This is a genomic window from Bilifractor sp. LCP21S3_A7, assembly GCF_052118825.1.
In the GTDB taxonomy this organism is placed as follows: domain Bacteria; phylum Bacillota; class Clostridia; order Lachnospirales; family Lachnospiraceae; genus Bilifractor.
The window spans coordinates 137,645-153,855 of record NZ_JBQKGL010000006.1 but is presented as its reverse complement, the minus strand read 5'-3'; the positions used below and the strand labels follow the sequence as shown (position 1 = coordinate 153,855).

General features: G+C 52.9%; 11 protein-coding genes. All 11 read right to left on the bottom strand.

Going from position 1 to position 16,211, the window contains the following annotated elements:
* Positions 1–51: 51 nt before the first annotated feature.
* Positions 52–1,422, bottom strand: coding sequence for an aspartate aminotransferase family protein (locus ACTQ1O_RS07425; protein ID WP_441101334.1), 1,371 nt, complete (start codon positions 1,420–1,422; stop codon positions 52–54).
* 126 nt (positions 1,423–1,548) lie between these two features.
* Entirely contained in the window at positions 1,549–4,317 is a 2,769-nt protein-coding gene (locus tag ACTQ1O_RS07420) for a bifunctional amino acid transporter/iron-containing alcohol dehydrogenase (protein ID WP_441486729.1), read from the bottom strand.
* Between the two features lie 360 nt (positions 4,318–4,677).
* Positions 4,678–5,268: an AAA family ATPase gene (locus tag ACTQ1O_RS07415; protein WP_441486728.1), complete on the bottom strand. Its 591-nt coding sequence runs from the start codon at positions 5,266–5,268 to the stop codon at positions 4,678–4,680.
* Positions 5,269–5,526: 258 nt separating this feature from the next.
* Positions 5,527–5,910 (bottom strand): Hpt domain-containing protein, encoded by a 384-nt coding sequence (locus ACTQ1O_RS07410; protein ID WP_441486727.1) that lies wholly within the window; start codon positions 5,908–5,910, stop codon positions 5,527–5,529.
* Between the two features lie 31 nt (positions 5,911–5,941).
* On the bottom strand, positions 5,942–7,546 hold the full coding sequence (locus ACTQ1O_RS07405; protein ID WP_441486726.1) for a hybrid sensor histidine kinase/response regulator: 1,605 nt from the start codon (positions 7,544–7,546) through the stop codon (positions 5,942–5,944).
* 328 nt (positions 7,547–7,874) lie between these two features.
* The gene (locus ACTQ1O_RS07400; protein ID WP_441486725.1) at positions 7,875–9,965 is read right to left on the bottom strand and encodes a PAS domain-containing hybrid sensor histidine kinase/response regulator; all 2,091 of its coding nucleotides are present in this window, start codon (positions 9,963–9,965) and stop codon (positions 7,875–7,877) included.
* A 147-nt stretch (positions 9,966–10,112) separates the two neighbouring features.
* Positions 10,113–11,522 carry a M18 family aminopeptidase gene (locus ACTQ1O_RS07395; protein WP_441486724.1) on the bottom strand — a complete coding sequence of 470 codons (1,410 nt, stop codon included), beginning with the start codon at positions 11,520–11,522 and terminating at the stop codon, positions 10,113–10,115.
* Positions 11,523–12,986 carry a hypothetical protein gene (locus ACTQ1O_RS07390; protein WP_441486723.1) on the bottom strand — a complete coding sequence of 488 codons (1,464 nt, stop codon included), beginning with the start codon at positions 12,984–12,986 and terminating at the stop codon, positions 11,523–11,525. It abuts the gene before it with no gap.
* A 24-nt stretch (positions 12,987–13,010) separates the two neighbouring features.
* On the bottom strand, positions 13,011–13,709 hold the full coding sequence (locus ACTQ1O_RS07385; RefSeq protein WP_441486722.1) for a YkgJ family cysteine cluster protein: 699 nt from the start codon (positions 13,707–13,709) through the stop codon (positions 13,011–13,013).
* Between the two features lie 110 nt (positions 13,710–13,819).
* On the bottom strand, positions 13,820–14,425 hold the full coding sequence (gene thrH, locus ACTQ1O_RS07380) for a bifunctional phosphoserine phosphatase/homoserine phosphotransferase ThrH (RefSeq protein ID WP_441101343.1): 606 nt from the start codon (positions 14,423–14,425) through the stop codon (positions 13,820–13,822).
* A 33-nt stretch (positions 14,426–14,458) separates the two neighbouring features.
* Positions 14,459–16,174, bottom strand: a complete 1,716-nt coding sequence (locus ACTQ1O_RS07375) for a family 43 glycosylhydrolase (RefSeq protein ID WP_441486721.1) — start codon at positions 16,172–16,174, stop codon at positions 14,459–14,461.
* Positions 16,175–16,211: the final 37 nt, after the last annotated feature.

Below are 16,211 nucleotides of genomic sequence, written 5' to 3'. Positions count from 1 at the left end.
CATCCGGCTCTCTCCCTTCAATGACTGCGCGGTCTCATCACGGATCCTTGATTACAGACCCATTGCAAGTGCTTCCTTGATGGACTCCTCGAAGATCTCAAGTCCTTTCTTTGTCTGCTCATCTGTCATTACGAGCGGTGCCAGGAAACGAACAATGTTGCTTGCTGTTCCTGCATTCTCGATCAGAAGTCCCTTCTGAAGCGCGCACTGAATCAGGTTTGCAGTGAACTTTGTAGCAGGCTCCTTTGTCTCCGGATCTCTTACGAACTCGATACCGATCATCGCTCCAAGACCACGCACATCGCCGATCACCGGATATTTCTTCTGAAGCTCCTTGTATCCTCCCATAATCATCTCGCCGATATGTCTTGCCTTTGCCGGGAAGTCATCTCTCAGATAGATCTCCATTACCTTGTTGCCTGCAGCGACAGAAACCGGGTTGCCGCAATAGGTGCCACCGATGGTTCCTGCCGGAACAGCGTCCATGATCTCTGCTCTTGCGGTGATTGCGCTGAGCGGCATGCCTGCAGCGATGGATTTCGCGGTTGTAACGATATCCGGAGCAGCTCCCGCCTCAGCCCAGTACTCGGACGCGAAATATTTTCCGGTACGGCAGTTTCCGCACTGAACCTCATCAGCGATCAGCAGGATTCCATTGTCATCGCAGATCTTGCGGACCGCCTTTACCCATTCAATCGGAGCCGGGATGAATCCGCCCTCGCCCTGAAGAGGCTCAACAATCATACATGCAACTTCATTTGCCGGGATTCCTTCGTCGAATACCTTTTTCAATCCGTTCAGATAGTATTCGATCGCCTCTTCCTCGCTGTATCCCTTTGGTGCGCGGTACAGGTACGGATACGGCGCACGATAGATCTCAGCCGGGAAGGGTCCCATGCCCTGTGCGAATGCCTTCTTCGCGGTCAGTGCCATCGTCAGGTTTGTACGTCCATGGAAAGCACCGGTGAAGCAGATCACGCCTCCGCGGTGTGTATAGGATTTCGCAACCTTGATTGCGTTCTCATCACACTCGGCACCGGAGTTTGCAAAATAGGTCTTCTTCACATCTCCGCGGCACGGGATCAGTTTGTTCAGTCCCTCAGCCAGCTTTATATATCCTTCATGACAGATGACGTTGAAGATTGTGTGGAAATATTTCTCGGACTGCTCCTTGACCGCTTCGATGACTTCCGGATGAGAATATCCGATGTTCAGTACGCCCACGCCGCCGATCCAGTCAAGGAACTCGTTGCCGTCAACGTCCTTCACGATCGGGCCTGCGCCGCGCTCGATAACGACCGGATAAGTCTGGCCGCACAGAGCCTTTGGAACCGCCGCATCTCTTCTGTCCAGAATAGCCTTTGCCTTCGGTCCCGGAACCTGACCAGTTACAATCTTCGGTAAATCTTCTGCTAATGCCATTTTCTTTTCCTCCTGTACAAAAAAATATTTAACATTTATATCTGGTATGGAGCACGAGATCTCTGGAAATTCCACTGTCCCGTGTCCGTGCCTTCTTAAAGAAAGATTAATACCAATGCCGTTGTTTCAGGCGGTACGCGCGAGATTCAGCGACTCTCCGTGAAGAGCTTTCCGGTAAATCTCCGCCACATCCTCCTCGGCGAGCATTGTCGGGTTATTATCGATGTTTGCCTTCGATACCTTGAAGCAGTTCTGCGTCAGCCACGGGATATCTCCCTCGGTGACGCCCAGATCCTCCAGCGTGATGTTCAGATCAAGCTCCCTGAGCAGGGTGCGCACCTTCTCGGCACAATCCTCTGCCGTGTAGCCCCCGAGCATTCTCGAAAGCTTTCCATATTTGAAACGGTTTCCCTCCCAGGAAGCTGCAATCGCATAAGGCGTGATGGCAGCAAGTCCTACGCCGTGTGTTACATTTTTCAAACCGCTGACCGGATGCTCCATCGCATGGGCAAGGGTGACTCCGGCGGTATTGATGACCATTCCGCCGATGGTGCTGGCGATGGACATTGCCTCCCATGCCTCTCTGCTTTCCTTTCCCTGATACAGATCCACCAGGTTCCCGACAATCAGCGGGATCGCGTACATGCAGAGCGCATCGGTAACGGGCTGTGCTTTTCGGGCTGTATAAGCCTCCATGCAGTGACACAGGGCATCAAATCCGACAGAAGCAAGCACCTTCTTCGGCATCGTCATCATATTCTCAGGATCTACAATCGATGCCTTTGCAACGATCGCCGGGCTGCGGAGCGACTTCTTGTCTCCGGTTTCCGGGTTCGTGAACACCGCGAAACCATTTCCCTCGGATCCTGTTCCGCATGTTGTGGGGATCAGTACGAGCGGCAGTGCCTGATCACTCGACCTCCGATTGTAGATGTAATCGTCAAACGCGCCGTCATTGACTGCCATGAATGCCATGCCCTTGGCGGCATCCATGATGCTTCCTCCGCCGATGCCGACAACCACATCGCAGCCTTCCTGCTTTGCAAGGTCCGCGCCCTCCTGTGCCGTTGTGGTGAGCGGGTTCGCGGTAACCTTGTCATACAGAACTGTCTCCAGGCCGGCTTCCTGCAGGCTGTCACGGACTCTGTCAAGCAGTCCGGATTTCTTCGCGCTGGAACGTCCCGTGACGATCAGTGCCTTATGTCCGTACTTCCCGGCCAGCGCTCCGGCCTCCTTTGTTTTTCCATATCCGAACACGAGGTTCACCGGCAGGAAATACTGGAAGGTATCCGGAATCGCTGAAGCATCCCGAAGCATTTCGGCTCCGGCTGCATTGACTGCTTTTGCTTTCGCGAAATCCGGAGAAATGGTCTTTGATGCCATCGCCGGCGCCGGCTCTGCGCCCGCCTCTGCGGCTGCGATTCCGGCCGCTGCCTGACGTTCTCTCGCCGCCTCGGCATCCAGCTCATCATTTGCCACATCGACAAGAGTTCCGAACTTCTCGCCGTACTTCACCTTGCAGACCGCATACAGAACAACTCCGAACGCTCCCCATCCTCCTGCGATTACCCACTCGGGAAGAGAAAGCGTAGCGCCGGTTCCCGGAAGGATGTACATCAGCACCATGAAACCGGAAAGAACAATGGCGAAAAAGCCGACAACCTTGTAGTGCTTTACCTTATAGGGTCTCGGCATTTCCGGAGACTTTTTCCGCAGAATCACGAAGGACATCGCAACCATGCAGTAAGCAAGACAGCAGGCAAGGTTTCCCGCGTCAACGATCCACACCAGCATCTTTCTTCCCGCGAAAGGTGCCAGGCAGCTGAGTACGCCGATCAGAACCAGAGAGGTAATCGGGGTCTTGTATTTCTCATGAAGCTTCCCGAAAAACTTCGGGATCATATAGGACTCCGCCATGGAATACATCGCACGGCTTCCACCGATCAGGAAAGAGTTCCAGCTCGTTACAATTCCGCACATTCCACCGACGATCAGTACCTTCGCCATCACCGATGTCTTGAACGCCGCTGCCATCGCATCCGCTGTCACCAGACCGGATCCGCTGGAGGCAGAGGCGGCGATCGCGCCGGAATTCATGACGTAGCCGACTGCAAAAATAACCAGAGCATAGAACGCAACGGCAAGTACGATAGAGAGCAGAAGCATCTTGGCGATTTTTTTCAGCGGAACATTGATCTCCTCCGCCGCCTGCGGGATAACGTCAAAACCAATGAAATAGAAGGGGCTCATCATAGCCACGCGCAGGATATTCCGCGCGATTCCGCTTCCGGATCCCACAAACATCTGACCTTCCAGATTGGCCGGGCTTCCGGTAATAACCGAAGCCACAATCAGGAGAATTCCCGCACCTCCAATGATAACAGTGAGGACCGTCTGCAGGACGGCTGCTGTTTTCGCGCCACGGATATTGATATAGGTAATAAAAATCGACATCGCAACCGCAACCGCAAGCCAGGATGCATATACCTTGAAACCACCGACCGTATACAGATAACCCTTCAGGAATCCGGGATATATGTAGGTGATGATCGTCGGAAGCGCGCAGGCCTCGAAGCATACGACACTGACGTATCCGAGAATGATCGCCCAGCTGCATACAAATGAGCCATTCGCACCCATTGCCTTGAAGCTGAATACGTGCTCGCCGCCGCATTCAGGCATCGCGGGCGTCAGCTCCGCATAAGTAAGGCCGATGAAGAATATCATCACACCGCCGAGAACGAATCCCAGAACGGCGCCAATTACTCCGCCTCTCTCGATCCAGTCACCGGTAGATACAACCCAGCCCCAGCCGATCATCGCGCCGAATGCAATAACCAGAATATCCCACGCGCTGAAAACCTTTGTAAATTCCGATTCTTTTTTGCTCTCCATACCTGCCTCCTTTTCTTTCCGGATTCATTGTGCTGTCCGAATACAGGAAAAGGCGCCCAGACAGACACATATCTGTCCGGACGCCCTTGTCCTTCTTCCATAGATTGAATTCGTATGCTCTGCAAGCGGATCGCAACTTGATAAGTTCCCACCCTGCCATGACACGCAGGCGGATCTGCAACCGTATAAGTTCCCGCTGTACTTTGCTGCCATTCGCAGCTCACGCATCGTTCTTATCTCTTATCTCTGATTTTTAAATTAACCGTCATGCCCCGCAAGCGGGGCGGCGCAAACTATATAAGCTGCGGATTGCTCCGTGCTTCGCTTCTGCCCTGTCGTTTGACGGCGATATTCAGGCCTTCATTCGTGAAGCATCTCTATGAACATCAGAAGGTATTTCGCGGTTTTTTCCCAGCCGAGCCTGCTGCTGTCGATCATCAGATCTCTTCCGCGCCTGTCACCTCTGTATGTACCGGTAATGTACTTATGCCTCGAATGATTCATCTCATCGTAATAATCGATCTCGGCTTCCGCCTTGTCCCTTGAAACATGATCCTGTTCCATGATTGAACCGATTCTCACATCCTTCGGTGCATAGATGAAGAAATTCAGAACATCATCCCTGTCCTTCAGAATATAGTTCGCGCTCCTGCCGATAATCACACATGAGGATTTCTCCGCCATATTGTGAAGGACCTCGTACTGCGTGTAGATCACGCGATTGGTAAGGTTCGCGTATCTCGGCCCCAGGCTTGTCTCAAAGCTGTACTTGACATTTGCCTTGGTATCTGCCTCTTTTACCAGCTCCTTGTCCACGCCCAGCTGATCGACAACCTTATCGATCAGATCTCTGTCGTAATATTCGATATTCAGAGCTTCCGCAAGCATCTTGCCGATCTGGGGACCACCGGCGCCGTACTCACATCCTATTGTGACAACCAAATGGTTCATCAGCCGCCTCCTTATCCAAAATCTCAGGCCGGAGCAACGAATAGAGAACTAATAAAAAACAAGCAGAAATCTAAAAAATGTATAAACAAAAGCGCCTCGCACATGACCATGTCATAAGCAAGACGCCCTTGTCTTTATATCCGCACCTGATTTATTTGACATTAAGAAACATAACACTTAAAGATACGGATCTCAATAATTAATTTTCAGTAGGTTCCGTCTCTCCGCATATACCACAAATTAACCGGCAGTTTCCGGTCAGCCGACGTACTTCCTCGTAAGACTCATCAGAAGATCCCTCTCCATCCGATACTGCTGCAGATGCAGCTCGAGTTCCGTGTCCTCTTCAGCAGCTTCTCTTCCAACACCGGAATACTTTCTGAGATCCTCGACAACCGCGGCCACCGCACGGTAGAAGGGTGTCAGGCTGAGGTTGGCGGAGGCGCCCTTGAGGCTGTGGGCGATACCGAAAGCAGCCTTTCTGTCACCACGGTCGAGAGCAGCCTCCAGCGTCTCAAACTCAGGGGAATCCGCGAACTTCAGGACGAGCATCCGATAGAATTCCTCGTCGTTCATCACCCTCTGAATGCCCGCATCCGTATCCGCACCCCAGTTCTTTAATTCTTCGATCAGCTTATCCATACCATCACCTCCCGCCGGACAGAACCGCACGTCAGACCTGTTCCCTGCGGCCCATTACATCCGACATCACCATGATCAGGCGCTCGGGCTCGATCGGTTTCACAAGATGAGCATCCATTCCGGCATTGAAGCTTTCTTCAAAATTCTCGCGGAAGGCATTTGCCGTCATCGCGATGATCGGGACATGCGCCGCGCCCGGAATATCCCGCATCGCCCGGATCTTGCGGGTGGCCTCCAGGCCATCCATAACCGGCATCAGAATGTCCATCAGAATCAGGTCATAACGGCCATTTTCCCTGCGGAACAGGTCCACGGCCTCCTGCCCGTTCTTAGCGCTGACTACCTCGATGTTCCTGCTGTACAGAATCTTGCGCACAATCTCCAGATTGATCTCGTTGTCATCTACGACCAGTACTCTCTTCCCGCTGAAATCCATCTCCTGTGAATCCGGACGCTCTTCATACTGCTCATCCGCCAGCGGAACTGTAAGCGTGACGGAGATGCGGGTTCCTCTGGAAGCGTCCGACTCGGCCGTAAGCGTATCCGTGCCCATGGCGCGCACATAGCTCTTCAGGATAATCAGATCAATATCCAGGGAACCGATATGGGAATCGATTTTGCTCTTCAGATAATCGTATGGCTGGAACAATACCTTCAGCCGTTCCTGATCAATGACAATTCCCCGGTCTCTCACCGAGAACTCCAGCGTGACCATCTCCTGTGTCCGGAACAGCTCCCTGACATCCAGGTCAATTCTTCCGCCCTGAATGGTATAATTGATCGCGCTCTGCAGAAGCTTCAGCTGAATCTGCTGCAGACAGTGATGATCTGCCATGACCGTCAGATCTGACACGTTCTCCGTGTTCATCCGGAAGATCAGGCCCTTCTCATACATGGACGGAGCAATCATCCGCTGTATCTCCTCAAAAAACGGCTTGAGATAAATCTCCTCCTCTTTCAGGACAATCTCATTTCTCGAGATTCTCCGGAGATCCAGCACGTCATTGATGGTCTCGTTCATGTAGGTTCCGGACATGGACACCTTGTGCAGATAATCATCAAAGGCAGTATTGCTTCCGAGATCCGACTCGGCAGCCCTGGTGAGCCCCATAATGGAGTAGAGCGGCGTGCGTACATTTCTGCTCAGCAGCGTCAGGAACGTATTCTTCTCATCGCTCTCCTTATCCGCCTTCTGCAGCGCCCTCTCAAGCTTCCGGATGTGCGCGTTCACATCGTTGAAACCGCCGGTCGCGTCACGGATCCCAAGATAAATGATGTCTCCGTCTCCGCGGAAGAATGTGAATCCGCAAACCCGCAGATGCCCTTCCTTTCCGTGCACGGTATTGTACACCTCATATACCGGACTCTCCTGCAGCCTCGCAGAGACATTCTCCAGCTTCAGCTCGTTCAATGTCTTCATGGGATCCGCATCCGCCGACACGTCGAGAATGTACGTGTAGATGATCTTTTCAAAATTGAACCGCATACCGGTGCTGGCCTTCCAGGCACTATCCTTTGCGGCAAGTGTCACCCCGTCTCCGGTCAGAAGATCAATCTTTAGAAAAACCTGATAAATATTCTCAAAGATGCTGTCAAAAAGATTCTGTTTTTCCTTATCTGTAATACCCGGATTCATATTTATCCCCCTTGCCCCATAGCCGATCTGTATGTGTCCCGAAAACCGCCGTCAAACGGAACCATGTATGATGTCAGACTCCGCAAAGCGGTACAGAGTCAACAGAGGATCCAGCAAAAAAATACGATAAATTGTGCCACATGATGTGAACAGCGCCACACACTGTATCAGCTGCGGATTGCTTCGTGCTTCGCACTCCTTATACAGCAAAATCATCGGTCTCTGTGGGTTTTTCCGTTATCTTTTTTATTTGATCTATTATATCACATGAATAAATGTGAAGTAAATCCACAGCTTATACACTTTCCGCACCCGTCTGTCCGATATGTCAGAGTATATTTATGGTTTCCATGAGCGTCGCGAACAGTTTATCCGCGTCCAGCGGCTTAGTGATGAAAGAATTCATCCCGCAGGAAATCGCCCGGTTCACGGACTCCTCAAAAATATCCGCAGACATCGCAATAATCGGAATCGTCCTCAGATCCTGCCGGCTGGAGGAACGGATCCGCTCCGCAGCCTCATAGCCGCCCATCGTCGGCATCATGAGATCGAGAATCACCGCCGCGTAAAACCCTGGCGATGAGCTTTCCGCCATCTCCACGGCCTCTCTTCCATTTCCCGCACAGTCGACCTGAATGCCGGCACGTTTCATCATGCGCAGTGCTATTTCCCGATTAATTTCATTGTCCTCGGCGAGCAGGATTCTCTTTCCCTTCAAAGCGGAAAACTCTCGTTCCTCCCGTCCGTCACAGGAGGCTGTGTCCTGTCCTTCCTTGCCCCCGCTGTCATTCTCCCCCGCATTTTTCTTCGGAAGTCCAAGCATGAGTGTCACCGTGAATACCGACCCGATGCCTTCCTCGCTGGAAACGGTGATCCCGCCTCCCATCTGCTCCGCCAGAGTCTTTGAGATCGAAAGGCCAAGTCCGGTACCCGAGCCGTATTTGACCGGGTCCCGGTTTTCCTGAATGAATGGCTGAAAAATTCGTTTGAGAAAATCCCGGCTCATTCCGCATCCATTGTCCGAGACAACGATCTTCAGCTTCACCTTCCCGCCTGCTGCCTGATCGGAAATCTCCACATGGACCGTCCCGCCTTCATCCGTAAACTTCACGGCATTATTCATCAGATTTATCACGATCTGCTGCACACGCATCCGGTCACAGATAACTTCCGGAATCTGAACGCCGCTGAAATCGTAGGTCAGATTCACTTTCTTCCGGTTGGCAATGGGACGGATGATCGTATCTGCGGCCGTATTGATATCCGCGAGACGGGTCTCCTTCTCCGACAGACGGAACTTGCCGCTGTCGATTTTGCCGATATCCAGCACATCATTGATAATGCCGAGCAGATACTGTCCGGACATATTGATCTTGTGCAGACAGTCCACGGCCTCATCCACATCCTTTGCCTTCATGCCCAGGCTGGAAAGGCCGATCACCGCATTCATAGGTGTGCGCATCTCATGGCTCATTCTGGACATGAACATGTTCAGATTCTCATTTGTCTTCTTCTCCGCCTGAAGCGCGTCCTTCAATTCATCCCCGAGCCGCTCGATCTGCTTTCGCTGATTGTAATCCTCGGTCACATCGATGAAGCTTCCTACCAGACCGATAATTGCGTCTCCGTCATAAATCGGCGCCTTGGTCGCAAGGATATCCCTCTCCTCGCCGCGGATCCTGCACTTCCCGTGCACCAGAAGCGTGCTTTCTCCCCGCAGGACTCTCTCCTCATCCCTGCGGAACGGCTCCGGATTCTCGTGCCATCCCATCTCCTCATCGGTCTTTCCGATCAGCGCCTCATCAGAGGGAAAACCGTAGAACTCCAGAAAAGCACGGTTGACGCCGACAAAACGCCGGTCCGTATCCTTCCAGAAGATACAGTCCTGCGTCGTCTCCAGGACCTTGTTCACCAGGAGCTTGCGCATCTTCTCCGCGGATGATTTCTGCCTGCGGCGTTCCCCGTTTGTACTCGCATCTACCAGACTGCAATACACCAGAATCCCTTTTTCACCCAGATTTCTGCCGAAAATTTCAGCCGGATACCATCGGTAATCCGGATCCTTCTTCCGTCTCAGCCGGACACGGTACACGTATTTCTGCTCTGTGAAATTTTTCATCCCCGCAAACAGATGATCAATCCGCTTCCGGTCATCCGGATGCATCCACCCGCACTCATCGGGAAAATCATCCAGACCGGCAAAGGATACCTCCGCGCACTCTCTGTCGATCTGAAGAAATTCCAGAAGCTTGTTCGTGACTGCCTCGCAGCACATCCTGTCCGGCTGCAGCCGGAGAATGATCATCTGTACCGGTATCTTCTCTATTTCCCTTCTGGTATCATCCGAAAAAAATCTTGTCTGCTCTCCCATGTCTACCACCCCGCTGTTCCATACTCCGGATCCCGTCCAGAAAATCACTCATTGATGTCTCTCCAAAACCACTGTTGTATGTCCCTGCAGAATCTTCGCTTCATATCATCACGGAATCTGCCCTGTTCCACCGCAAATAGTCCCGCAGTGATCCGGGCACCGGACGCGAAACCCGGATACCCTTTGGAAGAAGCGTCACCGGATTTCCGGCAGCTTTTCCTCATAGAAATATTTCGAAAACATGGCCAGATACTGCGGATCTCTGGCACCTGCGGTCTCATAGGATGAATGCATGGCCAGCTGCGCCAGGCCGATGTCCACCGTATTCATAGACACCTGCGTATTGGAAATATTGCCGAGCGTCGAACCTCCGCGCATATCCGACCGGTTCACAAATCCCTGACACGGGATTTTATGAGCCTCGCACAGACAGCGGAAAATCGCCTCGGATACCCCGTCGGTGGTGTACAGCTGATTGGCATGATTTTTGATGACGATTCCCTGATTCATGCGCGGACGCAGAACCGGATCCGCCTTATCCTGAAAATTCGGGTGCACCGCATGCGCGTTGTCCGCCGATACCATAAAGCTGTTCGCAAGTATACGATGGAAATCCTCACGTCCGAGACCGAGGCCGTCCATAATCCGGTCGAGCGTATCACGCAGAAACGTCGATTCCGCGCCCTGCTTGCTTCTGCTCCCCGTCTCCTCATTATCAAAGACACAATGCATGTCAAGGATTCCTGTCCCACTTCCGACCTCCATTCCCGAATCCACAAATCCGAGGAAGGAGCTGTAGCAGCATTCCAGGTCATCCAGCTTCGGACTCGAGATAAACTCCCGATCCGCGCCCCAGACCGACTGCGGTGTGCGGTTCACGAGAAAGAGATCCTCTCCGAGGATTTTTTCTCCCTTATCCTCATCAACGCCCGCGGCATCGGCGATCAGCTTCCGGAACCCTTCCCGGTCGCCGTTCTGACTGAACAGCGGAAGCATGTCTTTCTGCACATTATAAGCAGTGCCGTCATTGGCGTTCCGGTTCATGTGAATCGCCAGAGACGGAATCATCAGAAGGTCCCGGTCAATATTCACCAGTCTCTGTTCAATCTGGAAGGCAGGAGAATTCTCAGCTTGTGTTCCTGCTTTCTCCCCGTCCCTGCTCTGTTCAATCCGGAAGGCAGGAGATCCTCCTTCTGCTCCCGGAACAAGGACCAGCACACGTCCCGCGACGGAAAGCGGCCGGTCAAACCATGTACTGCACAGCATCCCGCCGTATTTTTCAATATTCAGCTTGATCTCATCTGCGTTTACACAGATCTCCGGCGACGGTTTTACCTTGAAGGTCGGCGAATCACTGTGACTCGCGATGATATGAGCGCTCCTGATCCCGCCCTCCGACAGATCCGGCAGCCGGAAAGATAGAATGGACGAGCCGTTCCGCGTCACAAAATATCTCCCGCCCGGCTTCAGATTCCAGCCTTGTTCCTCCCTCAGCTCCTCATAATCATGCTCGAGAAGCTCGTTCTTCAGGTTTTCAACAACATGAAAACAGCTCGGTGACCGGCGGATAAAGTCCAGCACACGGTCAGACGCATTGTCAAACATTTATTCTTCCTCTTTCTTTCTCTGGTAATAATTCAGATGCTTCGAATTCCCCATGCGGGCATCGTGCGCAAGAGCATTCCGCTCCGTCTCATCCAACTTGTATTCGGGGATGTGTATCTCGTCTTCCTCCGGCCTGAGCTCTTCCGGGTTCCGGATAATATGTGTGCCCTCATGTTCTTCCACATCCTGCACGTCCTGACGCAAACCCATCCGCTGCGCGTAGTTCAGATGAGCCCCCGGCTCTGTCCGATAATCCTTGTCGTCATATCCGCGCAGATCCCGATTTCCGGCAGCTTCCGCCATCCGCTGCGCGTAATTTCTGTTCTCCACACCCGCCGCGCGCTGCGCATAGTTTCTATTATCCACATCCGCCGCGCGCCGCGCATAGTATCTGCTCTCCACGTCTCCCATCCGCTGCGCGTAATTCAGATGAGACTCCGGCTCTGTCCGATGAGCGATGCCGTCATAACCGCGCAGATCCCGATTTCCGGCGGCTTCCGCCATCCGCTGCGCGTAGTTTCTGTTCTCTGCGTCCGCCGCGCGCTGCGCATAGTATCTGCTCTCCGCGTTTCCCATCCGCTGCGCGTAGTTTCTGTTCTCCGCGTCCGCCGCGCGCTGCGCACCTGCTCTGCGGCTGACGGACTCCTGCGCGTCGCGAAGCGCCGCATCCTTGTCCGCGTCTGACGGGATAAAGAAACGCAGAAGCCTGGTCTTGTGCATGACAAAAATGCACAGATCCATGAACAGATGGGCAATCAGCGTACTTACGATCACTCCGTTCGACTTCAGGAGAAAGTCCACCTTAAAGCCGTACCAGCATACAATCGCGGAATACCCTGCCATCAACCCCAGAAGCGGCAAGTTTCTCCACAGACCGGCGACCGTCTCCTTGAACCAGTCCCAGGTAAAATCGAAATACAGGAAACGGCCAGCTGCCAGCAGGAGAAAATACTGGATCAGCGTGTCGTAGTTGTCGTCCTGGTAGATCACCTTGATATAGAGCAGAATCAAAATGATATAGAAGGAGCTTAAGAGCCGGATACATGCCTTCTGCTCCGACTTGATATGCGTAAGACGAACAAGAGCCACGTCAAACCAGCTCGTAACCAGAACCGAAAGCAGAATGAAGACCAGCAGCAGAATATCCCTGTACTTGAACCAGTACTGTGACAGCGGCGACCAGTACTCGTCTAGTAAATAGTATACGCTCAGGAAGAGCAGCACAGCCGTACTCGAGAACACCATCTCGTAAAAACTCTCAATCAGAGAAAAATGTGTTTTCCGGACCGCTTTCAGCGTCCGGGTATCCATATTCAGCGCGTCCTTCCTGCCATGATAACCGGTCTGCGCGCGCGCCGCGACCAGAATGACAGCCAGAACTCCGGCCAGACATAGAAACGAGACCAGAAAAAAGGGTCCCGCATTCTTAAAATCAAAGTAATGCGACAGATAAAAAGAATCCATGACAAACGCTTCCCTTCAAAAATATTACCGAAGCAGCGGTGCCAGCCCCTCCCGCGCCCTGTTCATTCTCCGGTCAAACTGCACATAGAAATCCGTCCCGACCTGATACGGCATCACATAGAAGATCTGAAGCACATACCGCGTCACCTGATCCCTGCTCCGGTCCGTAAGCATGCCGATCCTTGCACTCAAATCCTTCAGGAAAAAATGCCAGGTATTGATATATGCCTCATATCGTCCCGTCTCCTCCTCCGGCACGCCGATCCAGTCACATACCTTCACCATGGAAGAACCGCCCTTTGTGCACTCCCCCTTCTGCACAAAATAACGGAAGCTCCGGTCCTCATCCCGATAATATCTCCCCAGCGGGAACAGCCGGCAGAACCCGGGTCTTATCTCGTGAATTCCGCAGCGTCCGCTGCTGTCCAGAAACGGACACCCGTCCTCCCTGGACGGATCCGCTTCGTCATGTTCCATGATATTCGGAAGGATCATCCCGTCCACAATGCGGATTTCAATTTCCTTCTCGATCATATCCTCAAAGCTTCTGCCCAGTCCACAGGTCAGACGGTACATGTCCAGCGGATCGAGAACGATCGAATCCCCGGTCATACGGCAGCAGTCTGAACACCCGCTGCAATCCCCGCATCCGACCGGCGCCTCATCCTCCGCCCGGTAAAACCGCCCGTCCCAGATATCCTCAATATCAACCTCACGGATCATATACGTTATCCACCTGATTTTGTACTTTTTCTGTGGATAACCCGAAATCGATGTTCATAACTCCGGTATTTATCCACAATGTCCACAAGTTATCCACAAAATGTGAACGTTCACTCAGCCATAGCCTTCCGGATTGCCTGAAGAAGATCACCGTATTCCTCAAAAGCCGGAATCTCCGGATGATCCGCCTTGATCTTCTCCGTGCTTCGGAACAGGAAGCCTGCCTTGCTGGCCTGAATCATTCCCAGATCGTTATAGCTGTCTCCGCTCGCGATCGTATCAAATCCGATAGACTGCAGTGCCTTCACAGTAGTCAGCTTGGACTGCTCGCAGCGCATGCGGAAGCCGGTGATTTCCCCGTTATCCGCCACATCCAGCGTGTTGCAGAACAACGTCGGATTGCCCAGCTTCTTCATCAGAGGTGCCGCAAACTGCTCAAACGTATCCGAAATCAAAATGACCTGTGTAAAGGAACGCAGCTCGTCCAGAAACTCACGTGCGCCCTCCAGCGGATCTATGGTCGCGATGACATCCTGTATTTCCTTAAGACCAAGTCCGTGCTCCTTCAGGATTCCAAGCCTCCAATTCATCAGCTTATTATAATCCGGCTCATCCCGGGTCGTTCTCTTCAGCTCCGGAATCCCGCTCGCCTTTGAAAAAGCGATCCAGATCTCCGGTACCAGTACTCCTTCTACATCAAGACATGTGATATACACGATTCTTTTCCTCCTGTTATGCTGTATATTTTTTCAGCCGAGTGAAAATTCAAGCAAATCAAACTGACCTTTCCCCTCAAAAGTCAGATAAAGCGGCGCGGTTCCCGCCTCCTGTTCCCAGGAGGTACTGTATTTCCTCCATTCTCCGCTTCCGCTCACTTCAATCTCTGCCGCGGCTTCTCCATCGTCACCCGTAATCACGTACAGGACGCCGTCTCCGCGTCCACGCATCGTAACGGTGATTGTAACCTCCTCGCCATCGAACTGAAAATATTTGTAGCCGATAATCGTATCTCTGCTGATCCGGCCGACATACGTTTCCTGCTTCTTTCCCTTCGTCCCGGGAATTCTGCTGCACATGATTCTCGGCGCGTGATAGTCCATGACGGCATTCGATCCGTGCCGCATTCTCCCGTTTGTCAGATTGCAGCAGATCGCCGCCGGATAGGTGCCCTCCGCCTTCAGCGGACCGCCGTTCAGACCGCAGCTGGTCATCTCCGCCTGACAGATCGTGCCGTCCTCCAGAACCTCAATCGGCTCCGCACATCCCTGCCGGCTGTAATCGCTCATATTCGTCAGCCGGTGATAGAAGACATACCACTGCCCGTTGATGTACTCGATGCCTCCATGGTTCGTTCCCGTATGGTTAAGCCTTTTGGACGGCTTCCTTCCATCCAGGTAGATATCGCCGTTTGAAATAATCGTCCCGCGGAACGTAAAGCCATGATCCGGATATTCGCTGGTGGCATAGCACAGCTCGTGATTCTGTCTCGAAGAATAGACAAAAATGTACATCTTCCGGATCTCATAATCCGTGTCACGAACCGTTTTTCCGCTTTCACTCCTCACTCCGGCCTCTTCCGCTCGGGACAGTTCATCCGCCGGCGTCTGTTTTCCTACCGACAGCTGTTCTTCTGCCGACGTATCTTTTCCCGCCGACAGCTGTTCTTCCGACGGCATCTCTTCTCCCGCCGACGACTCTTCTTCCGCTGACGACTCTTCTTCTGCCGCCACCCGGTATTTCACACGGCGGATCGAGCTTCCCTCAAAAAACGGATGCCCGCTCTTCGCAAACTCATCCGGGACAATCTTCACAGGCTCCGTCCTGGCCGTGAGCATGTCGTCCTCCAGTTCCACCATGCAGGCGCCGTCAACCTCGCCCTTTACCGCGCGGATTTCCTCTGCCGTGCGCCCGAACAGCTTCTCCATGATTTTCCGCGCCGCCGCAGAGGGCATTCTGTGCGAAAAACCGTAGTATGTTCCGTAATACAGACGGATCACGCCGTCGTCGTTCAGAACCGCCGGATCAAAGCAGACATATTTTGTCAGAGGGTTTCCTTCGCTGTCTCGGACGATGCCCAAATACTCGTAATGTCCGTTCGGCTCATCCGCCACGGCAACGCTGACCGGGTTGCTGTAACCACCCTTTCCGCGGTAGCCAGCCATGCAGTAATACAGATAATATCTGCCATCCTTTCCGCGGACGCAGTCCGGTGCGTACATGTACGCCATTTTCCCTGCATTGTACAGCGGATCCTGTTTCGCGCTGTAGATCGTCCCCGCGCAGGTCCAGTTTCCGAGGTCATCAACGGGAGCCGACCACCCGACATAGTCCCTGGCACAGAAGGTGGCGGCATTTGCCCTGTCATGGGAACCGAAAACATACACGCGGTCTCCGAATACATGCGGCTCACCGTCCGGAACATATTCATCCAGTGGTAAATACGGGTTAAATGCCTGTTTCGTCATTTTTTCCTCCGCTCTGCTCAGCCCTTCGACATCGCGA